This is a genomic window from Fontibacillus phaseoli, assembly GCF_003337355.1.
Lineage (GTDB): Bacteria > Bacillota > Bacilli > Paenibacillales > Paenibacillaceae > Fontibacillus > Fontibacillus phaseoli.
Genome location: NZ_QPJW01000003.1, coordinates 350,769 through 375,434 on the forward strand (window position 1 = coordinate 350,769; position 24,666 = coordinate 375,434).

Sequence of the window (24,666 nt, forward strand, 5' to 3'; positions counted from 1 at the left end):
GAAAGCATACACCGCCGACAATAAGGTGATTCAGAAAAACAGATTGATTCCGGATTACCTAAAATATTAATTATATCGTAGCATAAGAGCGAACCTCAGCGGAAGAAATCATTTCTCGCCCATTCTTCCGAATGTTGATATAATAGAAACGGTTTCAGAAAACGTTTTCTTTGTTATAGGCACCCGACATTTAAACACTGAATAAATTACCCTTTTTACAGTAAATAGAGAGGATTTTCAAGTTTTTTTCATCCACTTCGGAAAACGTTTTCTGTGGTTAAAGGGACGGATTTCATGTTCCCGCGCATTAACTTCTAACTTAGGAAAAGAGGGATGATCAGTGAGCGATGCAAAGCAACGAAGTTTAACCGTCAATCAAGTCGGATATCCGCTGCATGGCGGAAAGTGTGTCATTAGCGCCGGTAAAGAGGGTTCATTCGAAGTTATCAATTCCGATACCGGAGAAGTAGCTTATCGGGGCGAAACCGGGCATTCACAATTTGACGAGTCCGCAGGAACGGCAGTCTGCACCGGCGATTTCTCGGCCCTTACTACTCCCGGCAGCTATTATGTCCGGCTGGGGGACGAAGTTTCCGCTCCGTTTCTTCTATCGGATAACCCCTACGCGGAATTGCAACGCGGTCTTTTAAAAGCTTTTTACCTTTTCCGCTGCGGCTGCGATCTCGATGAAACTTATGCCGGGCCTTGGAATCACAAAGCCTGCCATCTGGCGGACGGAACGGTATATGACGATCCCGGGCGGAAGCTGGAAAGCAAGGGCGGCTGGCATGATGCCGGAGATTACGGACAGTATACCGGACCTGGCGCCAAAGCCGTCGCCGACCTGCTGCTCGCTTACGAGTTCTATCCTCAAGCTTTCACGTCTCAACTTCCTATTCCCGAGAGTGACGACGTTACGCCGGACGTGCTGCATGAATGCCGTTATGAACTGGAATGGTTGTTCAAAATGCAGGATAACAAAACAGGCGGCGCATTTCACAAATTAACGACCAAGCATTTCCCCGACTTGAACGTGATGCCTGAAGACGACTTGGCGGATTTATATTTCCTCCCGGTCTCGGCCACGGCCACCGGCTGTTTTGCCGGAGTCATGGCTATGGCATCCCGGGTCTACCGCCAATTTGACGGCAGCTTTGCCGACCGTTGCCTGGAAGCGGCTAGAGCAGCTTGGCAATGGCTGCTGGATCATCCGGAAACGCCGGGCTTTAAAAACCCGCAAGATGTGTCCACCGGGGAGTACGGGGACGAGCATGATCTCGACGAGCGGTACTGGGCGGCGGCCGAGTTGTTCCGGACAACCGGGGATGAGTCTTATCACCGGCAATTCAAGGCATTGGCCGCGCAGCAATTTCCGAAATACGAGCTGGGCTGGGCCGATATGGGCGCTTACGGGAGCCTTGCCTATTTGGTGGGAAATCCGGTCAAGGCCGATCAAACCCTGTACTCCCAGCTCAAGGCAGGGCTGCTTGCCGAAGCCGACAAGCTGACCGCAATCAGTAATGCCGTCGGGTATGGCATTTCGCTGACTCCGGCTGATTACATTTGGGGCAGCAACATGGTCGTGATGAACCGGGCGATGCTTCTGTTGTTCGCCTACCGATTGACTGAAAATACCCGCTATGAAGAGAGCGCCATTCATCACATTCATTACCTCATGGGCCGCAATCCGCTGGATCTCAGCTATGTAACCGGCTTCGGCGACCGTCCGGTGATGCATCCGCATCATCGCCCGTCCGTCGGCGATAAGGTAGCCGATCCCGTACCCGGCCTTGTGGCGGGCGGCCCAAACCGCGGCCTGAACGACGATTGCATGATGGAACACCTGCAAGGCAAGGCACCCGCACAGTGCTTCATCGACGACGAACTCAGCTATGCCGGCAATGAGGTGACCATTTACTGGAACTCTCCCGCCGTCTTCGTAGTCTCGAATTTCGTGAAATAACGAGCTAATGCATAAGGAAAAGGATCCGGCCAAGACGACCGGATCCTTTCTTTTTAGGTATGAGAGCCCGGCTTCAATCCGCCAGCGCCAATTCCCGCATCATCCTTAACAAGACACCGCGGCCGCGGCCCGGGTCGTGAATTCTGCGGGCGCGAATTTACCGGCGCCTTCCCCTTGGAGGATGCAGCACAGAGAACAAAAAAGAGGATGGCTTGAATTAATCAAGTCCATCCCCTTGTATTGGTTATAGGTTACTCCTTAACTACGACCTCTCCGCCTTGATCGCCAATGTTGTATTTATGATCTCTGGCTGCTTCTTCAATCTCTTGATAAGCCCAATAGGTAGTAGGTACGTCAGTAAAAGTCACGGTATGCGTACCGGTGAGCGGACCGCGTTTGAACAAACGGTTAAGCACCCACGGCTTCGGCTCGAGTCAGCTTTCCATCCGGTCTGAACGTATTGTCCTCATATCCGACCATCAAGCCGGTGGAACTCATGAAGGAGATCGCTTCAGCCGCCCAATGCGCCGAGGACACATCCTTATAACCCGCACTGCTTTGACCGGACAAGGTGGAACAGCCTTCAAATGCGGAGACATCCTTAGTGCATTCCTGCTGAATCCATCGGTAAGCGATTGTGGCCATTTGCGCCCGGGTCACCGAACCATCGGGATCGAAGCTGTCTGTCTTAGTTCCCGTCATCATCCCCAGCGCTTTGGTTTTCAGGATCTCATGGTAAGCCCAATGCGCTGCGCCGACATCCTCGTAAGGACTTTGATCTGCCGATGGCTCTTGATCGGCTGCATTGCGCGCCAGCATGGCGGCCATTTGTGCGCGAGTAACGAATGCGCCAGGACGGAATTCGGTTCCGAATCCTTTAATGTATGCCGTATGATGGCTTACATGCGCTGCCTTCCATCCGTCCATGTACACAAGGGTAAAGGTACTGAACTTCGTAATCGTAAACTCTATACTCTCGGAACCGTCTTTCAAGGTCACCAGCTTGCCTTGAAGCAATTCCTTGGTTCCGTCGCTATGCTCGATAAAGACACCGAGGTTGTCTAGGACCTTCTGCCGTTCGGCAGAATCGGCCGGCAAGCTGTCTTTAAGCGGCAAAACAATGGATACTTCGCGGCTTTGCATATTCGTTTCGATTTCCATCGGGCGGCCCAAAATCCGGACTTCCCCGTTATCTACGATTTCTTGGATTAACTCTTCTTGCTTTGCTCTTTCTTCGACTTGCTTACGCCCGGTCTCCGATTTAATCGGGATGATCCGGAAATATAAATCATCGTTGAAATCGGCGATGGATTTTGCCGGAATGGAGATTATGCCATTGTCCGTTGCAATTTCCAAATTCAAATTACCGTCGTTCAATTGTTTCAATGCGGATTTAGGAACCTCTACCACAATTTCCGAAACCTTATCGTTGGTATCCGGAATGACGATTCTTGCGGTATCGATCCCGAGCTGCTTCGCCTTTTGAGCGGTTTCTTTCGCAATGTTCTCCGACATCGATACATGATCTTTTACAGTCCCGTTTGCTTCCGTTGTGCGCGTAATCGGTGTTTTGGCCAAGTTCGTTCCATTGGCTCCATCGACGTCTACGACAATTTCTTCTTTATTGGAGGTAGGTGCCGTTGGTGATGCACCAACACTACCGCTACCACTGTTGTTGCCGCTGCCTGAATCGGACCCGCCGCTTGGTGGATTAACGGTAATGTTTTGTGTAAAGGTTACAGTGGTCAATTCACCCGCAGGGATGTCGCCTTCCGCTTTCACCCGGATTTGTACCGTTACGTTTCCTGCGAAGACCGGAGGATTGCCCGGGTCATAGCCGTTCCAGAGACTTCCGTTATCCGTGGAATATTCCATAGTGCCGTCCGCACCGACAAGCAAGTTCGCCTCGTCATTCGCCGTTACGCTTGGCGCTCCCGGAATCGGCTCAACTTGTGTTTCTCTGAAGTACAGCACGGTCACCAGTCCGGCAGGAACTTCTCCGGACGCTTTAACTCGAATCTGTACCGTATAGTTGCCGCGGAATACCGGTGCTTCATCCGGATTATAACTGATCCAGAGTATCCCGCCGTCGAGCGAATATTCCATGGTGCTGTCTGCACCGTTAATCATATATGTTGCTTCATTCACCGATACGCTTGGTGCAGAAGGAGCCGGTTGAACCGGATTAGCAGTGAATGTCACGGTTGTTACGGCGCCAGCCTGCATGTTGCCTGCTGCTTTCACGCGAATTTGCACGGTCACATCGCCGGCAAACGTTGGTGCAATGATTGAATCATAGTCCAGCCATTGGATTCCGCCATCTCGCGAATACTCCATTGTGGCGTCCGCGCCAACCAATCGGTTGTTATCATCGTCCGCCGTTACGCTTGGGGCACGCGGGGCAAAGAACAGATCGAACGTTTCCTGAATAGCTGCATAATCGGTGTAGCCGCCGACCGGCCGTTTATCCAACATCCATTGGGCCAGTTCCTGGTATCTCTGAAAACTAAAACCCGGTCCGTCGACTTTATCCAAGTTCAATTGAAAGATGTCCATCATTTCTTCTGGATTACTCGAGCCGATTTGTTCGGCATTATAAGCTTCGGATTCCGTCTGCAGCAAACGCAGTCTCACCAATGCGTTGTACATGTCGGTTTTCTTAGTGACCTTGTTGATGGGCCTATACTCCGAAAAGGTTGCCGTCAATGACTCGCGAGATTGAGAAATCGGCGTTTCATCCCTTGTAAAATAAAATTTCGTTCTATATGCGAAAATCTCTTTGTCCACTTCGGACATGGTAAGGTAAGCTTCCCCGATCGGGGATAACTCGGTCATTCCCTCATAGCCCGAGAACACAGTTTTAAACTGTGTGAATTTCGCGAAAAACGAGGTCAGGTTGCTGTTGATAACATGAAGTTCCCGGTCATTCAATGTAAAGAACGGCTGAACTGCAAAATCCAGCAAAAACTGAAGCTGACCCACATTGTCGTACTTCTCGTTTTCGCTCACCATGTAAATGAACGTTTCGGCCACGGATTCTTTGAGATCGTTGTTCCAACTTTCGAAACCGGCCGGAAGCGACAATCCAAGTTCCGGATTACTAAGCGCGGCGAGCATTTCCTCCACGCTTTCTGCTGTCTTGGCGTCATTCACTTTTTCAAGAGGATCGGCAACCACAGGAGGATCCTGCGCAAAGTCAAGCTTCTCCAATTTGGCGTTTGCCCAAAATCCGTGCGCGACATAGGCTTTATCCCCCTCCCGCAGGAAAGCAATGCCTGCGACCTGAAGGTTGTTGAACTTGCTGAATTGTTCTATGTTACTTGTCAGAACAGGAAGGTTCGACAATTTGGCATGATCCAATTTGTAGACCCTTCTTACTCCGTCGACAAAATATAAATCCCCGTTCGGATGAAAAGCCAGGCTGCTGATCGCCGACGAGAAATTGGTCAACACTTCCGTTGCCGTATTTTCGCCTTTGGCTATTTTATAAATTCCTTTGGTAGTGAATGTCGAAAAATACAAATTATCTTCGCTATCGAAGGCCAGCCCCATCACCCAGGAAGGTTCGTTGGTTGGCGTGTAGAACACTTCCGCTTTTGCCGCCACTTGGCCGGATCCGATCGGTCCGCTGAGCGGCAGGCGGTCAGCAGGAATTTTATAAATATTATTATCCTTGGCGTTGGCTTCCAATGTAAAATACAGGTCCCCGCTGCTGTTCAACGCTACGGATTTGACATTGGCGCTGTAGTCGAAAACTACCAAAGGCGTCACTGCGCCCGATTTCGAAATTTTTGAAATTCTCGCCTTCGTACCGCCGTCCGTCAGGAATTGCGCCACATACACTTCATTGTTGTAGTAGGCCAGTCCTCTCGGATTTTCAAGTTGCACGCTGTTTTGAAATTCGGCTGGTTCTTGAGGCGCGGGCGGCGCCGCTTCGTCTTCGAACGTAAATTTTTTGAGGTAAAATTGAGTTTCCGAAGAGATCGGGATCCCTGGCATGAACGGATCCATGGTGTATCTGTAAATATCAAAGGACAGATAAACCTCCCCACTGTCGGGTAAAAATTGAATCCCGTACAAATCGATCAGCGTTTCACTACCGCTATCCGGAATGGATTCCTCATTCAGATAACTGTTGAAATGGGTGCCGATCACTTCCGTAACCTCCGGCATATCCGCTTTCAAATCCATTTTGTACAGCTTGTTGTTTGCTCCAACCATATACAAATTGCCCTGAGGGCTTACGGAGAGGTCTTCGAAATACGTCGCAAAATTGGACGCCAGCGGGGTCGCTTGCCAGCTTCCGGCGGCAATTTTGAACAATCCGTTAGGATTGTTGCTGGGACGGTTTGAATTCGAATAATAAAAGTTATCGTTTTCGTCGATCGTCATGCCGGTCATGTACGTCTGATCGCCCGTAAATACAATTTCCGATTTGCTCGGAATATCGTTAAAACCACTGATGGCAATCGGCCCCGCTTCTAAAGCCGGTTTAGAAATTTTATAAATATGGGGCAGTGAATTCACGATAAAATACAAATTTCCTTGACTGTCAAAATCGATGGACAACGGTTTTACGTTGTTACTGAACGTGACTATATCGCTGCGATCGTTCGGATCACTTGCCCGCTGCTTGGTAATCGTGCTTGTCTGATTGTTATATATGGATGTATAGATATAACCATCATGGTAAGCTACCCCGCTTACGGTTGAGGGGTAATTGATCTTGTCCGGGTATAAGGCACCTCCGGCGCTGACTTGCTCAACGGCTCCGATACTTGCAAGGAACGGCTGAATCACCAGGATCAGTACCATCAGCTTTTTAAAAAAACGGCTCTTCAATCTTTGCATCCTTTTATTCCTTCCTGTAACTTTTTTCATCATCCTACCATCATCCTCTGAACGGATTCTGAACACTTTCGACATAACCAAACAGAATACGACAAAAAATCCACCTTAAAATAATTTTTCAGGTGGATTTCATTCTATTCTATAAATCTTATCGGTTATTTTTCAGCACAAACTCCAGGTTAGGCGTCACATCGGAAAGGCTGTGAGGGTGAGCGTCCCCTCCCGGTTTCAGGATCGTTGCGCCGCCTCCGCAATTTCCGCCAGCATCGATTCCGCCGCGTCCTTTGCTTCTTCCAGCGGCAGCGCTTCGAATTTGTACGGACTGCTGTGGCCCACATGCTCGCGCCAGGCCGCGTCCAGCACATCCCGTCGGCGGCTAACGGCACGGATAAATGCTCCATCCATGCTCCGGGCCCATTCCGGCGTCCGCTCCAGCACAATATGAAACACATCGCGAAGAATCGCTTTGGCCATAATCCAGTGGCCGTCATCTTCCGGATGGACTCCGTCATTGTATTTGTATGCCGGGTCCGCTTCCCGCCGCATGGCGATAAAGGACATCAGCGGTTCCCGCAGATCGACGACGGTATAACCTTGTTCCGCTCCGTATCTTTTCACCCAATCCGCAAATCTACCAAGCACACCGTTATAATCCTCGTACGGCGTTTCAAAAGCATAGTCCGGCATCCCGTCAGGCTGGGCCTCTCCGTTGATCGACAGAACGTCATACGGCGGCGGAGTCATCAATATTACTCTGGCACCTGTCCGCTGTACCTGCTCAGTTGCCTTTATCATGCCATTCCGGAAAAGCGTGAACCGTTCCTCCGAAAACGGATGGTAGATTCCGTCGTTCATTCCGTAGCAGAGGAACACCCAATCCGGTTTGCTCTCCGCGAGTGCCCGTTCCAAACGCTCATGAACGCAGGGACGGGGGAACGGATGGCTATTTTCATGTGTCCCGGCTGCCGTCTCGCCCCCAACGCCCAGATTGATTAGCTCCAGGTGCCGCTTGGGAAAATGTTGGAGAAAAAATGCGTCAAGATAACGGATATAGGCTCCGTTCTCCGTAATACTGTCGCCTAAAAATAGGATTCGTTTCTTATCCGGAACCTTCAGTAGGTCGTCGGTTCGATGGCTCATGCTGTCATCGCCTTTCGATAAAAATATATTATTATTATTTAACTTCATTTTCTGGCGTCCGTTATATATGAAATCTCGCCCGAAATTTGCCCGGCGGCTCCCCGGTCCACCGTTTGAACTGCCGGCTGAAGTGCGCGATATCTTTGTAGCCTATACGCACGGAGACCTCCTCGACGGAGAGCGACGGCTCCATGAGCAGGAGCTTGGCCTTCTTCAGCTTTAGCGCCGACAAATATTGCCGCGGGGACATGCCGTAAACGCGGTGAAACATCCGGTTGCAGGAAGAAGCGCTGTAGCCCAAGCCCTGAATCACGGCCACCACGGTCTCCCGCGAGTTATCCCGATAATCTTTCCCCTCGACCAGGCCCTCTGCTACCGGCGCTTCTACGCACTTCTCCAGCCTGGCTGCAATCTCGGCGGCAACCCGTGTCATCCGACTGCCGGAATTCTCGGCCCGGCCCTGCTCGGCAAGCTTTTCGCCCAGCCCCGCAAACAATTCAAACACGGCCGACAGTGCCATCATTTTATTCGCCAGTTTCTCCGTTTCCTTCCCTGAAGTAAGCGCAATTAATTTGTCCAGGCTCGGCCTAATGGTCCGGGCAAGCGGACTATTTTCTTCATAATGATACCCGCTTCCCCGGCAAAGCAGTTCTCTCATCACGCGGTCATCCACATTGAAATGCAGGCAATAATAAGTCATCCGGCTGGAGCCCGCCGCACGGCTTTCATGGACGTCTTCCGGCCGCAATAGCATGAGATCGCCCGGGTTCTGCACATATCGCTGCCCGTTGACGAGCATTTCCTGCCTGCCCGCCAGCACCAGATTCACTTCAAATAGCGGATGGGTATGCCGCGGATATGACCAATCCTGTGTTACGGTTCGCAAATGAGCCGCAAAAACCTTAAACGTAGAATCCATATCCGGCAGCATAAATTCGGCAATATGATGCTCTTCGGAGATATTCATCCCCATTCCTCCTGTTTCCGTCGATTACACAAACTGAACGATTTGGATAAATTGATAATCGCTTTGGACATAGGACCAAATAAATCCCCTTGATATAATCAAGTTATCACAACGCTTTCATAAAGAACAGGAGGCACTCAAGATGGGTAAAAATATTTTCTTCAACGCGCATCACTCCCCGATGGGGGCTTTCGCCAGCTTCACGCTAGGGTATCCGGGCAAGAGCGGCGGATTCGACCTGGAGCTCGGCAGCCCTCCGAACCAGAATATATATATCGGGCTCCAGGAAGACGGGGAGCAGCGGTACAAAGCCCTGCCTTTTTTCGGCGAAGGGCAGGATGAGCGGGACCGCTATACCAGCGAACAGGATGAATCCGGGGAGACAAAGAAAGATGCGCTGATTCTTTCTTTTCCCCGGGACCTCATTTCACGTCGCTTCAGCGCAGGTACCGACGAATGGCAAGCCGGGGATCTGACCTTCCGCCTGTATTCTCCGTTCGGCAGCGTTCCCGACCTGGTTTCCGCGGAAACCGACGAGCTTCGCTCCGCACTGATACCGGCGATACTGGCGGAGATTATCGTCGACAACACCCGGGGCACGGCTACCCGGAAAGCCTTTTTCGGCTTCCAGGGCAGCGATCCTTATTCGGCCATCCGGCGGCTGGAAGATAACACGGACGGCGTCATCACCGGCGTCGGCCAAGGCCGCCATACCGCGATCGCCACGAACGACAAACGGGTCAAAAGCGCCGGTTTCTTTACGATGGAGGGCATCCTGGAGCCGAAGGTCGAAGAAAACTTGCGGTTCGGACTTGGTCCGGTAGGCGCCCTGCTGATGGATACGCCGGCAGGCGAAAAAGCAACGTACCGCTTTGCTCTTTGCTTCTACAAAGCCGGGTATGTGACCACAGGAATGGATGCCTCCTATTACTACACCCGCTATTTTTCCAATATTGAAGAAGTGGCTGCCTATGCCCTGGAACATTTTGAGGAGAAAGCGGAGGCGGCGCGCCGGAGCGATGAGCTGGTTGCGGGGGCTTCGCATCTGAACGATGACCAGCGTTTCATGTTGGCGCACGCCATCCGCAGCTACTACGGCTCCACAGAGCTGCTCGAACATCAGGGGGAACCGCTGTGGATCGTGAATGAAGGCGAATACCGCATGATCAATACGTTCGATCTGACGGTAGACCAACTGTTCTTTGAATTGAAGATGAATCCGTGGACCGTCAAAAACGAGCTGGACCTGTTCGTCAAACGATACAGCTATGAAGACACGGTGCGCCTTCCGGGCGATGATACGGTCTACCCCGGTGGCATCAGCTTTACGCATGATATGGGCGTGGCCAATTCTTTTTCGCGTCCGGGTTATTCGTCCTATGAATTGCATGCCATCGAAGATTGCTTCTCCCACATGACCCATGAGCAGCTTGTCAACTGGGTATTATGCGCTTCGGTCTACGTTGAACAAACCGGGGACAAAACCTGGCTGGAGAGCCATTTCGCCATCTTCGAACAATGCCTGGAAAGCATGGTCAACCGGGATCATCCGGACCCGGCGCAGCGTACGGGAATCATGGGCCTCGATAGCTCCAGAACGATGGGCGGCGCGGAGATTACCACGTATGACAGTCTGGACGTCTCGCTTGGCCAGGCGCGGAACAATATTTATCTGGCGGGGAAAAGCTGGGCGGCTTATGTCGCCATGGAGAAATTGTTCCTGGCGAGCGGCCGTCCGGAGTACGGTGCCTTGGCCGGAGTACAAGCGGAACGCTGTGCCCGTACGATAACCGGGCATCTGCTTCCGGGCGGGTACATCCCGGCCGTCATCCAGGAGAATAATGATTCCAAAATCATTCCGGCAATTGAAGGCCTTGTCTTCCCGCTGTATACGGGATGCCAGGAGGCGCTCGACGAGAACGGGCGATTCGGAAATTATATCCAGGCGCTGAAAACTCATTTGCGCACCGTACTCGTCCCGGGCACCTGCCTGTTTGATGACGGCGGCTGGAAGCTGTCCTCGACCAGCAACAACTCCTGGCTCAGCAAAATCTATCTGTGCCAGTTCATCGCTCGTCACATCCTGGGACTTCCATGGGACGAGCAAGGAGCTGCCGCCGATGCCGCGCATGCCGCATGGCTGACATCCGATTCGAACGCCTATTGGAGCTGGAGCGACCAGATGCTCGCCGGCGTCATCTGCGGAAGCCGGTATTATCCTCGCGGAGTCACCTCCATCTTGTGGCTGGAGGAACAACCGAGGGCACAAGCAAGATAGACTGAAAAAACCTATAAACTTAAATCAAAGGAGTCCACTTCTGTGGAACTCCTTTGATGTTTTTGTCCTCCTAGGTATTACGTTTCCCTTAAAACTTCTTCTACTCTACAAAGCGCTGCGGCGATGACTTGATCCATGTCATAGTACTTATACTCTCCTAGACGTCCGCCAAATGTGACATAAGGCTCAACATCAGCCAACTGTTTATATTTTGCATATAACATGCTGTTCTGCTCGTCGTTAATCGGGTAATAGGGCTCATCGCCCAGCTTCCATTCCACACTATATTCCCGGGTGATTATCGTTTGCGGCTGTGTGCCGAATTCAAAATGCTTATGTTCAATAATCCGCGTATAAGGCGTTTCTGAATCTGTATAATTGACAACGGCATTGCCTTGATAGTTGTCCGTATCCAGCAGTTCCGTATCAAAGGTTAAGCTCCGGTATGCCAACACACCAAACCTGTAATTATAATAGGCATCAACCGGCCCCGTATAAACAATATGTTCCGCCACACTGTCCCAATAGGTTTTGTCGGCCAGATAATCAGTTTCCAGCTGCACTTCAATGCCTTCAATCATTTTCTCAACCATTGCTGTATATCCGCCGATGGGAATGCCTTGATACGGATCATTGAAATAGTTGTTATCATACGTAAAGCGCACAGGCAATCTGCGTATTATTAATGCAGGCAGTTCATGACAAGGACGTCCCCATTGTTTTTCGGTATAGCCGCGAATTAATTTTTCGTAGACATCCAGCCCAACCAAATTAATGGCCTGCTCCTCTAAATTGCGGGGATAATCCACATAGCTGTCGTTGCGCTGCTGCTGAATTTTCTGCATAGCTTCTTCCGGGGTAATAACTCCCCACATCTTGTTAAAGGTATTCATATTAAACGGCAAATTGTAAAGCTCGCCCTTATAGTTCGCCATCGGGCTGTTCGTGAAGCGGTTAAACTCCGCAAACTGGTTGACATACCGCCATACTTCCTTGTTGCTCGTATGAAAAATATGGGCACCATACCGGTGAACTTGTATATCCGCCACCTTTTCCGTGTAGATATTGCCTCCGATATGTTTCCTTTTATCAATGATGAAGCAGGTCTTCCCCGCTTTCTTGGCTTCATGAGCGAATACGGCTCCGTATAGTCCCGCTCCAACAATAAGGAAATCGTATTTTTTTTGCATGGGCTAGCCTCCAAATTAGTTAAAGCCGACGACCTTTTGCGTGATTTTGTACACACCTACCGAGATGCTTCTCCCGAAAAGCCCTGGAAGGCTTAGCAGACGCCCCATCATGCCATATCGCAAATGACGGTATAGCTCCAGATCACATTCCATGATAAAGCGCCAAAATGCCCGCTTCTTCTGTAAGTTTTCTTTCGAGCCTGAACGAAGCAGTAGAATCGTCGAGATCATGGTGACAATTTCCAGATGATGGTATAAATATTGACTCAACTTGCTGCTTCGAATACTGTCTAAATCTATTAGTTCAATCATTAGCTTGTTTACTTTTAATTGTTGGTCAATCCTGCTAATCATGACCTTCTCATTTATAGATTGATCGCTACGTCCTATAAAGTATCTATAAAAGTCAACATTAAGATAAAAGATTCTATTTACATAGGGGAGTGGTATTGTAACGTATAAATTATCGACATAGAACGTATGCTTCGGCAATACCAGTCCACACTCCCGCAGGAGTGCTGTTCTATACATGAGCGAGTGCATCATTAAATACTGACCTTTACGGAATCTCCCGATCTCGTCCCAGGTAAAACTCTTGTTTTCCGGCAAAACATTTCCATATTTCATGACTTTCTTGTGTTTCTTACCTTCTTTTTCATATACAAAATTACTGATTAACAGATCAATGAGTTCTCCCTCTGTAGCGAACCGCTTCAAAGCAGTTAGTACCTTTAGATATGCTGGGGTGTCTACCCAGTCATCACTATCAACCACTTTAAAATATAGCCCACTAGCATGTCTAATACCGGTATTGACTGCTTCACCATGTCCTCCATTGGTTTGATGAATAGTCTTGATCATGCTCGGGTATTTTGCTGCGTATTCATCTGCAATATCCCCGGTATTGTCGCTTGAACCGTCATTTACTATCAGAATTTCTACGCTTTCCCCGCCAGGAAGTAAAGATTCTATACAGTTTCTCATATAATCTTGTGAGTTATAGCAAGGAACGACGACTGACAATAGTTTCATGTTCACACAACCTTTATATATTATGGAAATTCCAAATATCCAACATGAGTATTAATCTGCATTTCTAGTAACTTTCTCTCGCAAAAGGAATCATACACAACTTAAAACTAGCGGCACTCCAAAATAAGAGTACCGCTAAAAGTTGGATTAACTAAACAACTATATTTCAAGCAAACTTTCCAGCATACCACACGATAGCATTTTAGTAGAATAAGGAAATTCAGAACTAGCCCCACTCTTACTTAGGGCTGGTTAATGGAATGCCTACCTACTTTTAATATTATCGTATACGTTCTTCGATTCCCGAGCAAACTATTAGTTATTCAACGGGTTTCTGTTTAAAAATTACTTTGAAAATCGGGAAAAATACCCAAAAGGAAATGGCGCTGTTAATGATCATAGTAATAACATCCGCCGTTGTCTCTCCAGAACTTCCCATTCCCCATGTATTCATCAGTAAATTGTAAATCGGAGCTTTATATAAGCCCTGTGCAGCAGCTGCTCCAACTGAAATGATAAGATACGCAATAACGTACCAAAAGGCTGCCTGCCAAATATTACTGTTCGATTTGAAGGTGATATTGCGTTGCAGAAAGAAATTAATGACTTGCGCGATCCCAATCGCGACTTGCACGGCGATAAAGTAGGCAAGGCCGCCTCCTCCACCGGCTGACAATGCGCCTGCCGCGTAGTCAAATACATAGTACGGGGTACCGTCAAAATTACTCCCCAGATGCAAAATTTGAAAACTTGCATCAATTAACGATGTTTTCGCAAGCATTGACTTAAACATCGGCATGACCACGATTTGCAGTACCGTAACCCCATTGCTCAACAGAAAGAACATTAAAAACTGAGCAATGCCCGGATGCTTCTTTGAATAGCTATTCCATAAGCCAATAAGTCCTTTTGTTTGTTGTTTCATTAAGTAATCTCCTTGTCTAGACTTGCCGTCTGCATCAGCTTTTTCCGTTCCCTTAACAGATGGCGTAACCCTTTGAAGAAGCTGCCGTTAACGATCATTAGCATTCCGTCCAGCATAGGCATATTTACTATACCGCCCGTCATTCTTGCAATTCCTCGAAACGGCATATGATAAACCGACATCATAATCAGGTTAGCTGTGCTTCTCTTTCCAATTTTCTGCAAAAACCAATGAGCAAAGGTCATTGCATGAAAAGCAAACCGGGCAAACCAGCCTTTGGCGTATTGACATTGTGCAATAGTGTCATTATATCCGAGCGGTTGTGTGCGATCCCATGTCGCATTCGGCGCCGGGTAACCCAGCAGGTGTTCAAACTCGGCTTGCGGAACGTTGCTTGCCTTGCCGGAATAATAAGACGGAAGCTTGGCCGGCTCATACGGCAATAGCGCACCGCTACCGTTAACGTGCAGATTTGCTTCTAATCGGATATCCATGCTGGACGCCCCGACCATGATGGCATAGTCCGCTTCCTCCACTTCCCAACGATTCGTCTTGATATTAAAGTAGCGGAAGGCTTTATCATCGAACGGAATATAAACCTCTTTGCTCTCGCCAGCCCGCAGAAATAACTTTTTAAATCCCTTCAATTCCTTGTTGGGACGGAAGATATTGTCGGAAGCGCAGCCTACATATAACTGGGCAATCTCCATACCGTCCATGGAACCGCTGTTGGTAATGGTGAACATTGCTCCCGTGGAATCGACGGACAGGCCGGAATAAGCAAATGAGGTGTAGCTTAATCCATAGCCGAACGGGTATAACACATCAACGCGGGCCTTGTCATAGTACCGATAGCCGAAAAATAGTGATTCCCGATACTCCACACTAACTTCTTTACCAGGAAAATGGCTTGCTGCCGGTGTATCCTCGTAACGAAGCGGGTAGGTTTCTGCCAACTTGCCGGAAGGGTTAACCTGTCCTGTCAGTACCCGCAGAATGGCCTTCGCGCCCGCTTGACCACTGAGGTAGCCATGTATCAGGCCCTTCACTTGATGAATCCAAGGCATCTCAATGGCTGCCCCGCAGGATAGTACCGCAACGATATTCGGATTGACTTCGTGAAGTGCCGCAAGCAAGGCTACCTGATTGTCAGGAAGACGCATGCTCGGCCGATCCAGACCCTCTGCCTCTGTCACCTCGTCTAACCCGATATAGAGCAATACGATATCTGCCTGCTTGGCCAGTGCACATGCCCGGGATAGCTTGCTACGATTTCGCTTGCCATAGCGCTCGAAGCCCGGCTCATAGCCGATGCTGTCGATTCCAAAATGCTCCAGCAATTGTAAGGTTTGATCCAGCTTGGTCGGATTAACAACCGACGACCCTGCCCCTTGATAACGGGCTTCCTTCGCAAAGTCCCCGATAACAGCAACCTTCCTTGCGGATGGGAGCGGAAGAATACCGCCTTCATTTTTCAAGAGCACTATCGACTCTTCCGCAGCCACCTGAGCTGCGCTATGATGCTGTTCGATCGGAAGCTCTGTCTTGCCCTTGCCCTTGCCCTTGCCATTGTCCGCTAATGCCTTTTCCGTGGTAAAGACAAGCTGCAACAAGCGGTCCACGCACTGATTAAGCACTTCCTCATCCAGCTTGCCGCTCTTCACTGCCTGAACGATTTCAGCATTGGTCTCACCTGCAGTTGTCGGCATTTCAAGCTCATTTCCCGCGATTAAGCCGGCAATACGATCGTTGCTGCCTCCCCAATCTGTCACGACGACCCCATCGAATTCCCATTCCTTACGCAGAATGTCCTGCATCAAATGTAGATTTTCATTAGTATACGTACCGTTCAGCTTGTTGTAGGAGGACATTACAGTCTGCGGCTTGCCCTCAGTAATGGCGATTTCAAACGCTGTCAAATACATTTCCCGCAGCGTCCGTTCATCGACAATTGTGTCAATGGACATCCGGCGCTCTTCCTGGTTGTTGACGGCAAAATGCTTGACACATGCAGATACGCCATGCTCCTGAATCCCCCGGATATAACCAGCGGCCATTTTTCCCGCGAGATAAGGATCCTCGCTGAAATATTCAAAGTTTCTGCCGCATAACGGGTCACGCTTCATATTGATGCCTGGCCCGAGCAGGACATGAACCTTTTGCGCTGCCGCTTCCTGACCCAGATGGTGCCCGATCTGCTCACCCAGCTCGACATTCCAGCTGTTAGCCACGGTTGCAGCCGTTGGAAAGCAAGTAGCAGGAATACTCGGGTTTAATCCAAGATGATCGGCTGCTTCAGCTTGCTTGCGAATGCCGTGCGGCCCATCGGCGAGGAACATGCTTGGAATTCCTAACCGTTCGATATTCTGAGTTTGCCAGAAATCCTTGCCTGACATTAAAGATGCTTTCTCTTCCAATGTCATTTTGTTGATTAGGTCTCTATATTTCATATTTGATCTCCACTTTACTCCTTGGTTTTGATATGAAGCGCATTCATTTTATCTCTGACGGTTCATCAGACTTCCTACACTTGAAGCTGTTGTCTCGTAATTGCCCCCTTCGCTTTCTTTTCCATCATTCTAGCATGCTTTTTTTTTCGCTCAGCAAAAACGCACAAACTGTATTCTTACTTGCATGAACTGTATCGCATCAAGCAAAAAAAGCAGCAGATCCATATTGATCTGCTGTCTATACGTTAGCTATTATGCCTCGCTGGAATCAATATTTTCAGTTCGAACCAGTTCTCCTGCTGCCCGATACTGACGCCGCCGCCGTATTTTTCTACGGAGTAGCGAATGCTTTTCAGCCCATATCCATGATTAAAGGAATCCGCCTTTGTTGTTACGGGCAAATCTCCATCCAATTCCAGCACGCCTTCGAAATAATTTTCAAAGCGAATCATAGTAAACCCTTTCTGAGCAAATACCGATACATGGATCAAGCGCTTTTCTGCTTCCTCGATTCGCTTCTCATATTCAATCGCATTATCCATGGCATTGCCGAAAATTGTACAGATATCAATTACATCAATTTCATTGAGCAAGCTTCCGTCCGCAACGCAAGTGAGCGTAATACCGTACTTTAAGCAATACATATTCTTGCTGGCTAGCAGGGTATCCAACACATGATTGCCGGTTTTATTCTGTGCCTCGAATAGCTTGATTTCATCCTCCATTTTCTTCAAATAGGCATTGCGTTTCTCATCGTCTTCTTCCGCACGCACCGCAATAATTTGATTCTTCAAATCATGATATTTAATGTTAATTAGCTCAATCGTTTCTTTGGATTGCTGATACTGCGTGTATTGCTGGTGAAGAATATTTTGTACCGCCTTTAGCTCATGACGGGTACGCAGCTCGTTACGCTGAATGTGGTAAGCGTATAGGATCGCGAAGCCGCCAAGATCAACAAGCGTTCGAATATTCAATATTTCCTGCGCATACTGCCCACTGAACGGAGTTTGCATATTAACGAAGCTTAAGTTACTAATGCCGAATACGGCAGCTCCAATAGAAACCGTTGACCATAGCTCGCGCGGCCTGATATTCAGCCTGCCGTCTTCAGGAATATGCTGCTTCTCCAGCAGCCAAATGATAAAAAAAGCAACTCCATAGGTAAAAGGTAAGAGCAGTGTTTCCAGCCAGACCGAAGCATCTCCGTCATGTCGGATAAATACATGTACCTGCCACTCGAACGAAGCTACAAATTCAGCCGCGACAAATGCCCTAACGCTAAAATAACCCGCTTCCTCCCTACTGATATTGCAACTGGCATAAATGAAAATGAACATCATGCCAATTGCGGCAATCATGCAAGGAATCCAGAAAAAGAGGGGCAACTTTTTTGTAAATAATAAAAACAACGATTGTACCAAGAGAAAGGTGCCTGAAAATAAGAGTAGCCCTCTGACTCTTATTTGCTTTTTCAAAGGCAAAATATATACGATACAAGCAAGCCATTCTGCGAATGCGGTATATAAGCGGGGAATTTCCGAAAGGGCGGTATTCACTTGATCACTTCTCCCCAATAGTTGGATAGAGCCTCCATAAAGGCTTTACGTTTTGGACGACTGATAAGGAGCTGTTTGCCTTTTACAACGGCAAAAATGTCGTTCATCCCCTCAACATGCTCCAGGTTAATAAAGTATCCCTTATTCCCACGGAAGAAGGGATACCCTGCAAGCTGCTCCTCCAGTTCCTTCATGGTTCCGGTGGTTTCCATTTCTCCGGTTTTCGTCACAAAAAACAGCTTATGCCCCTGACTTTCGATGTAATAAATATCCGAGATTCGGAAACGCTTTACCCCACCCTTGACTTTGATCGTAATATAATGCTCCTCCCGCCTCTTCATGCGCTCGATCGCCCGATTCAAACGCTGAGAGAACTGAAAGTAGGAAATCGGCTTTAAGACGTAATCCAACGCATCGACGGCATAGCCTTTAATCGCATACTGCGCCATATTCGTAATGAAGATAATGACGACCTCGGAGTCCATTTTCCGAACCTCCTCCGCAGCCGACATCCCATCCATAAAGCTCATTTGCACATCCATTAAGATGATATCGAATTGCGCCTTGAAATCCTCGACAAAATCGTCTCCATCTGCATAGGTTGCTAATTCAAAATATTCGCCTATCTCTTGCTCGAATCGAGTTAGGAACTTCGTGAGTTGCTCTTTATAATGAGCTTCATCCTCAACAATGGCGATTCGGATCATACATATCCCCCTTTGCCCTTTATAAGGGAACAAAACACCCTGATTATAGCAATAGCAATCCCATCTTACCATAATCAGGGGTTTTACCGTGGTTGTATTCTGTGATGATATCACTACGGGGTGCCATTTTCGTGTCTCTTTCGACAAGCCCAAAAAAGCATACGAGGCTTCCCGCATGCTGAATAATAAATATGGTAATCCGCGTTCCAGTCAACATCGGGTTGAAGGCTTTCTAACAAGCATAGCGCAACAGCGGCATCTCCCTTTGAAATGCCGCTGAAACACTTTAAATATCACTTTTGTAAAAGCTTAGTTGACTATTCCATAACTACATGCAATCTCTTTTTTCTTCTGAATTTTCGATAAATGAAGTAAGCCATGAATGCAAGATAAGCACCACCAACTACATTTATTGAAATTTGAATTATTTGTGCTTTTTGAATATCGTTATTAAATATACTTCCCGGCATTGCGCCGTTCATTGCTTTGGAATTAGCAATTGTATATAACATACGCTTCATAGCTTCTCTACCATAATGATAATGAGCCACATCTGATTCTTTAAATGTATATCTAGCTCCTTCAGGAATATTAGTTAGTTTTCCATCCGCTCCGGATTCTAACATTTGATAAGCATCCATAAATTCCCCTGTATTGGCGTTATCCGTAAGAACAAAACCTTTAAAGCCCCATTCATTTCTAAGGACACCTGTAATTAACGGATAGTGCCCTCCAGTCCAGGTATAACCAATACGATTAAATGCTGTCATTACTGCCTGACCTGCAGGAACTTCACGTGATTTGTTCTCAAATACACCTTCTTCATTTTTTTGTACGTAGTTTAGATTCACATTTCCTGCCTTCAAACTCATTTCAAACGGTTTTAAATAAATTTCACGAATCGCCTGTTCATTAGACCAGGTTGCCATACTAAATTGACCTTTAGTATCCCCACGGTGATTTTCTTGATCATTTAATGCAAAATGTTTCAGGTAAGCATATACACCTTTTTGTGCAACACCGTATGTGGTAGCTGCTCCTACATTTCCTGATAAGAATGGATCTTCCGAGTAGTACTCGCCATTTCTGCCGCTAAAAGGAGTGCGATGAATATTCATTGCCGGTGCATACCATCCATTTGTTCCACCTAGAATCGCTTCATTCCCTATCATCTTACCAAATTCTTCAGCCAGATTGACATTCCAAGTCTGTGCCAGAATTATATTATTTTGAAACACCATCCCGGTACCGCCGTAAACTAATCCACTCGTATTATCCGCATCCAAAGAAAATGGACTATTAATAGAATCGAGTCTTGGAACCCCGTATCCTGACTGGGTGATGAGCATCTGATAATCATCAGGTGTTAACTGGTCTAATAAATCATCCCACCGCGGATCGTCAAAATCCAAACCTCTCATATCAATGAGATTCAAATTATTTTTTGCACCATATACTATTTTATCATTAAAGCTACTTGCATCCACCGGACTCAGAGAATCTGTTGAATCCATTTTTGCCAACAGCACATTATCTATAGTTTTGTAGTATTGATAAGACGCTGGATTACCCTCTTGATCCGTTCCATTAATTTCATTTCCCCATGTGCTAATTTTTTCACTTACCATACCATCATGCGTTGGAAAAGTACCTTCCCAGTCGTTTCTGGTGAGATAATCCAAACCTCCATCAGCTTCATCAAACTGATTTTTAATTTCAGTTCCCGTAGCGGTATCCTTAGCGTATGTGGTTGAATCTACTTCTGTATTAGCTGGAGTATATGTTGCAACCATGTCTTTATTTCCATCTGCTGTCATGCCATTCGAAACTGCCTTACCTTTTACTGCTAACACATTATTAATAGCATTATGGGCATCTTTTGCCGCTGTGACATAATAAGTTCCTGCATCTAAGATATACGTTTTGGCATTTACGTAGTCATATGCTTTTAATTGTTCTTGATCAAAGGTTATGGTCACGGTTTCTGTTTGACCCGGTTCCAGCAAATCTGTTTTTCCATATCCCACTAAACTAACTGAGGATTTTTCGATTTTATTGTTCTTGTCATATTCGGTATATGGGCTTTGAACATAAACTTGCACGATGTCTTTACCCGCTACCTCTCCAGTATTGGTGACATCAACTTTCACCGTTGCCTTGGTTCCATCCCAAGAATTTTGGTAATTGGCCCATTCAAATGTGGTATAGGATAAACCATATCCAAATGGATAGACCACTTCTGAAGTATAATCAAAGTTTCCAGCATTCCCCTGCCCTAATACAACATCCTCATACCGAGTTTCATAGTATTTGTATCCTACGTAAATACCTTCTTTGTAACTTACATAGTTATATTTCGTTTCTTGTCCATCCTCTGTATGATATAGGTAACTCCCAAAGTTCTGTGCTGCTGGCGAAGCTAGCGCATCGGCTGCAAATGTATCTATTGTGCGTCCTGATGGATTAATATTTCCGGCAAATATATCCGCTAGCGCATTGATTCCGACACTTCCAACCGATGGGGCGTAAACGACCGATCGAATATTAGGAAACTGTTCTAACCAGCCCAGTTCTATAGCCGCGTTTGAGTTTACTAGCAAAACTACATCTTCAAAATGTTCATTTAGATATTGCAAAACCTCTAACTCAACAGAATCCGGTTCAAGATAACTCTTTGATTGATCTTCTATCTTATCCGTGTGATTATACATAGAACGAGGCATATCACGCCCTTCTCCTGCCACACGCCGTAGAACAAATACCGGCACTGTTCCTTCGAGACTCTCAACTAAACCTTCTTCACTCTTAATCATTGACAAAGGTGCCTCATTGATCGAGAAATCTTCATCATTCCCGAAACTCACAGATCCCTTACCTAAACCATAGTCCTTACCTTTTCCTTTTGTATAAAAATCCCATAGTTTTTCATTCACGCTGAACCCCCTTGACTCAAATCCAGCTTTTAGGCTGGTAACATGTCCTGAAGGTTTAGCGATTTTCGCAAGCTGACTCATTTCAATAAAAGTCTTACTATTTGCGCTTAGAAAGCTAAACTTAGTCCCTTTATCAAAAGGCATAGTATTGTCATCATTTTTCAATAGAACTATGCCTTCTCCCGCAACTTTCATATTAAGCTCTTCTTCAGCTTTAGCTATTTCGTCTTTAGTGTAATCGGATTTATTATAGTTTAGATCTAGCCCTTCCGAATTTGCTTTAGAGGAATCAATAGATTGGTGACGACCCAGGACGTTGTTAACCATACGTTCATTCTTGGCAAGCATAGTATTACTTGCAAACATAACAGCCACAACAATCACTGCGAGTAGACTTAAAAAAATGGACCTAAGTAGCTTAACCACCCTTTTGGTTTTCTTTTTCATTGTTAATGACCTCTTTCACGTTTTGAAATACTTAACGAACATATGACTACGCTTTCAAAATCTGCACGATTGTTAGATGGATAATACGACGGACTAATTTTAGTTCCCCCCTTCTCTGAAAATCGAGAAACTCATTCATTCTCCTACTAAAGCAGATAGAGTCAGATTAATTACAACGAAATAGTATCATACATTTTTCTTTACACTTGTCCGATCTCATAAACTGTTTAATTATTTGCATGAACTGTACAAATTATATCTTTTTAAACTTATTTACATGGTCATGTAAACGATTTACGATTTCCTGATTATAGCTAACTTCGTCAGAGATAGTGGTCATAGATTCAAGCAAACTCGATGTGCTTTCATTAGAATCAATCATTACATTTACGCCATCTTCAATGGCCAGACTGATTCCTCTGATGCCTTCGGCCATATTAGTTGAAATGCTCCTTAAATCTTCTGATTGGCTCGTGAAACGCGACAGCATTTGATTTATGTTTTCGACATCAGCCTTATAGTTATTAGCCGTATCTACAAAGTTCGCGTAGTCGTCCAGTACCCTGCCTGAGATATAAGACATAATCATATCTGCGTTATCGACAAGCTCCTTTACCGCAGCTGTCACCAAAGCGCTAATCGTCTGGATATTGCTCGCAGTATGTTTCGTATGATCTGAAAGCTTTCTGATCTCATCCGCGACAACGGCAAAGCCCTTTCCGGAATCCCCTACCCTTGCCGCCTCAATCGAAGCATTTAGGGCCAGGAGATTCGTTTGGGTGGAAATATCCAGAATGTTCGAGGTGAGCTCGTTAATTTTCTCCACAGAGCGACTATTCAATATTGCAGCAGACATAGCTTGCTCAATATCCTGTACTACAGACATCGTCTGAAGCTTGCTTTGGTTGGACTGTGAATGGATCTGCTCCGCACGATCGAGGATATGGGCAACCTGATCATAATTGACGCCGGCATCCTCTGCAATAAGATTTGCTGCCGAAAGAACGAGCTGGGCCCCGTGATCGATGTCCTGAATGGTGCTACTAATTTCCTCCATGCTTGCTGTCATTTCATTTAAACCTGCCGATATTGTTGTTGTAGAGTCTGTGGAATCCAAAATATTTTTGCTTATGTTTTCAGCCGATTGATGAATTTGATTGGATCCCAGCTTTATAGAAAGCATAGCACTCTGTAATATCTCTAAAAAACGGTTCATTCCATTAGCCATCTGTCCAATTTCATTATCTGAAATATGCTCTAGCCTAGCCGTTAAATCACCCTCATTATTTTCCAAGCTATGAATAATATGATTCAGGCTTTTACTCGCTGTATTCATTGGATGAATGATCGTTTTCAGCGCAAACCTGAAGGCAACAACAGCTGAAATAAGGAATAGGATGGCCATAGCGTAAATGATGATTGAAGACCTTGTAAGTCTTGAATCAATGAGTGTTTTCTCATGAGCAATATGGCTATCCATCACGGTTTGAAAGTGAGCCTCCGCTCCATGCATAGCTTCCAAGAGACGATCCAGTTCCTTGTAGTTTTCTTTTGCTGATGCTGAATTCCCTTGTTCAACTAAATCCAATACAATAGAAACTTGACTTAAATAAGACTGGATTGAATTTTGGTAAGGCAGGTATGAATCTCGGAGGGTGTCGTTCATAACCTTGTTGGAGTACTCCTCTATCAAATTAGCGATTAGCGTGGTGCTAACTGTTGCCTGATCAACATCTTTTTGCGTCGTTTCCGATACTTCCTCTTTCGTTCTGCCATCCGCTAAAAAAAATGTCTGAACAGACAAATCAATCTGGCCTAACTCTTTAGCTAATTTTAATCGCTCATTCTCCAAAACCAAGAATGAATCAGAAAATAAAGTAGCGGATAATTGCACTTGAGAATTGGTAATTCCACTGATTAAGGTGTTTAAAATGAATAGGAATGTAAGAAAAATAAGTACCAATTTGATCTGAAAGGAAATTGTTTTGCGCATATTCAAAGACCCCCTAATCTATCCAATATGTTGTATTCCCAGACATTAACTGTCTAATTTTGATTGAATTATGAAAACAGTATTGCTATGAGACAAGGCAATGTCTGGGTTGAATTTTTCAAATGTGAAGCGATTTACCATCGTTAAAGTCTTATTCAGAAGTTGCCATAGTTTTATCTTCCATATTCCCCCAATAAGAAAGTGATACCTACCCAATACAATTCAGCACCA

General features: G+C 46.6%; 14 protein-coding genes. 2 read left to right on the forward strand and 12 right to left on the reverse strand.

From position 1 onward, the window contains the following. Nucleotides 1–340: 340 nt before the first annotated feature. A complete protein-coding gene (locus tag DFP94_RS11750; protein WP_114496660.1) occupies nucleotides 341–1,963 on the forward strand; it encodes a glycoside hydrolase family 9 protein in 1,623 nt (540 codons plus the stop codon). A gap of 251 nt (nucleotides 1,964–2,214) precedes the next feature. Here the strand turns inward: DFP94_RS11750 and DFP94_RS25505 are convergent, their stop codons facing one another. The 4 genes from DFP94_RS25505 to DFP94_RS11765 all read right to left on the reverse strand — a co-directional run bounded on the left by DFP94_RS25505 (nucleotide 2,215) and on the right by DFP94_RS11765 (nucleotide 8,921). Continuing rightward, on the reverse strand, nucleotides 2,215–2,367 hold the full coding sequence (locus tag DFP94_RS25505) for a hypothetical protein (RefSeq protein ID WP_181873107.1): 153 nt from the start codon (nucleotides 2,365–2,367) through the stop codon (nucleotides 2,215–2,217). Between the two features lie 4 nt (nucleotides 2,368–2,371). Further along, nucleotides 2,372–6,814 (reverse strand): DUF4073 domain-containing protein, encoded by a 4,443-nt coding sequence (locus DFP94_RS11755; RefSeq protein WP_181873108.1) that lies wholly within the window; start codon nucleotides 6,812–6,814, stop codon nucleotides 2,372–2,374. Between the two features lie 228 nt (nucleotides 6,815–7,042). Beyond that, nucleotides 7,043–7,954, reverse strand: a complete 912-nt coding sequence (locus DFP94_RS11760; protein WP_181873109.1) for an SGNH/GDSL hydrolase family protein — start codon at nucleotides 7,952–7,954, stop codon at nucleotides 7,043–7,045. A 61-nt stretch (nucleotides 7,955–8,015) separates the two neighbouring features. Continuing rightward, nucleotides 8,016–8,921, reverse strand: coding sequence for an AraC family transcriptional regulator (locus DFP94_RS11765; protein ID WP_181873110.1), 906 nt, complete (start codon nucleotides 8,919–8,921; stop codon nucleotides 8,016–8,018). Between the two features lie 142 nt (nucleotides 8,922–9,063). On the opposite strand from DFP94_RS11765, the gene DFP94_RS11770 reads away from it, so the two are divergent. Continuing rightward, complete coding sequence (locus tag DFP94_RS11770) at nucleotides 9,064–11,199, forward strand: glycoside hydrolase family 52 protein (protein WP_114496663.1); 2,136 nt, start codon at nucleotides 9,064–9,066, stop codon at nucleotides 11,197–11,199. A 77-nt stretch (nucleotides 11,200–11,276) separates the two neighbouring features. On the opposite strand, the gene glf is transcribed toward DFP94_RS11770, so the two are convergent. The 8 genes from glf to DFP94_RS11810 form a co-directional block, all read right to left on the reverse strand. Beyond that, nucleotides 11,277–12,389 carry a UDP-galactopyranose mutase gene (glf, locus tag DFP94_RS11775; protein WP_114496664.1) on the reverse strand — a complete coding sequence of 371 codons (1,113 nt, stop codon included), beginning with the start codon at nucleotides 12,387–12,389 and terminating at the stop codon, nucleotides 11,277–11,279. 15 nt (nucleotides 12,390–12,404) lie between these two features. Further along, complete coding sequence (locus tag DFP94_RS11780) at nucleotides 12,405–13,421, reverse strand: glycosyltransferase family 2 protein (protein WP_114496665.1); 1,017 nt, start codon at nucleotides 13,419–13,421, stop codon at nucleotides 12,405–12,407. 319 nt (nucleotides 13,422–13,740) lie between these two features. Then, on the reverse strand, nucleotides 13,741–14,346 hold the full coding sequence (locus DFP94_RS11785; protein ID WP_114496666.1) for a hypothetical protein: 606 nt from the start codon (nucleotides 14,344–14,346) through the stop codon (nucleotides 13,741–13,743). After that, nucleotides 14,346–16,796: a beta-glucosidase family protein gene (locus DFP94_RS11790; RefSeq protein WP_114496667.1), complete on the reverse strand. Its 2,451-nt coding sequence runs from the start codon at nucleotides 16,794–16,796 to the stop codon at nucleotides 14,346–14,348. The genes DFP94_RS11785 and DFP94_RS11790 overlap by 1 nt, the downstream gene beginning before the upstream one ends. A 245-nt stretch (nucleotides 16,797–17,041) precedes the next feature. After that, nucleotides 17,042–18,157 (reverse strand): ATP-binding protein, encoded by a 1,116-nt coding sequence (locus DFP94_RS11795; RefSeq protein ID WP_245954747.1) that lies wholly within the window; start codon nucleotides 18,155–18,157, stop codon nucleotides 17,042–17,044. Between the two features lie 194 nt (nucleotides 18,158–18,351). Then, on the reverse strand, nucleotides 18,352–19,062 hold the full coding sequence (locus DFP94_RS11800) for a LytR/AlgR family response regulator transcription factor (protein WP_114496669.1): 711 nt from the start codon (nucleotides 19,060–19,062) through the stop codon (nucleotides 18,352–18,354). 317 nt (nucleotides 19,063–19,379) lie between these two features. Further along, nucleotides 19,380–22,442, reverse strand: coding sequence for a glycoside hydrolase family 3 N-terminal domain-containing protein (locus tag DFP94_RS11805; RefSeq protein WP_114496670.1), 3,063 nt, complete (start codon nucleotides 22,440–22,442; stop codon nucleotides 19,380–19,382). A gap of 253 nt (nucleotides 22,443–22,695) precedes the next feature. Then, a complete protein-coding gene (locus DFP94_RS11810; protein WP_114496671.1) occupies nucleotides 22,696–24,435 on the reverse strand; it encodes a methyl-accepting chemotaxis protein in 1,740 nt (579 codons plus the stop codon). Nucleotides 24,436–24,666: the final 231 nt, after the last annotated feature.

Bases quoted from the DNA above. Each gene is read 5' to 3' on its own strand.
- DFP94_RS11755 (WP_181873108.1), bottom strand. From the start codon at position 6,814: ATGCAAAGATTGAAGAGCCGTTTTTTTAAAAAGCTGATGGTACTGATC.
- DFP94_RS11760 (WP_181873109.1), bottom strand. From the start codon at position 7,954: ATGAGCCATCGAACCGACGACCTACTGAAGGTTCCGGATAAGAAACGA.
- DFP94_RS11765 (WP_181873110.1), bottom strand. From the start codon at position 8,921: ATGAATATCTCCGAAGAGCATCATATTGCCGAATTTATGCTGCCGGAT.
- DFP94_RS11770 (WP_114496663.1), top strand. From the start codon at position 9,064: ATGGGTAAAAATATTTTCTTCAACGCGCATCACTCCCCGATGGGGGCT.
- glf (WP_114496664.1), bottom strand. From the start codon at position 12,389: ATGCAAAAAAAATACGATTTCCTTATTGTTGGAGCGGGACTATACGGA.
- DFP94_RS11780 (WP_114496665.1), bottom strand. From the start codon at position 13,421: ATGAAACTATTGTCAGTCGTCGTTCCTTGCTATAACTCACAAGATTAT.
- DFP94_RS11785 (WP_114496666.1), bottom strand. From the start codon at position 14,346: ATGAAACAACAAACAAAAGGACTTATTGGCTTATGGAATAGCTATTCA.
- DFP94_RS11790 (WP_114496667.1), bottom strand. From the start codon at position 16,796: ATGAAATATAGAGACCTAATCAACAAAATGACATTGGAAGAGAAAGCA.
- DFP94_RS11795 (WP_245954747.1), bottom strand. From the start codon at position 18,157: ATGATTGCCGCAATTGGCATGATGTTCATTTTCATTTATGCCAGTTGC.
- DFP94_RS11800 (WP_114496669.1), bottom strand. From the start codon at position 19,062: ATGATCCGAATCGCCATTGTTGAGGATGAAGCTCATTATAAAGAGCAA.
- DFP94_RS11805 (WP_114496670.1), bottom strand. From the start codon at position 22,442: ATGAAAAAGAAAACCAAAAGGGTGGTTAAGCTACTTAGGTCCATTTTT.
- DFP94_RS11810 (WP_114496671.1), bottom strand. From the start codon at position 24,435: ATGCGCAAAACAATTTCCTTTCAGATCAAATTGGTACTTATTTTTCTT.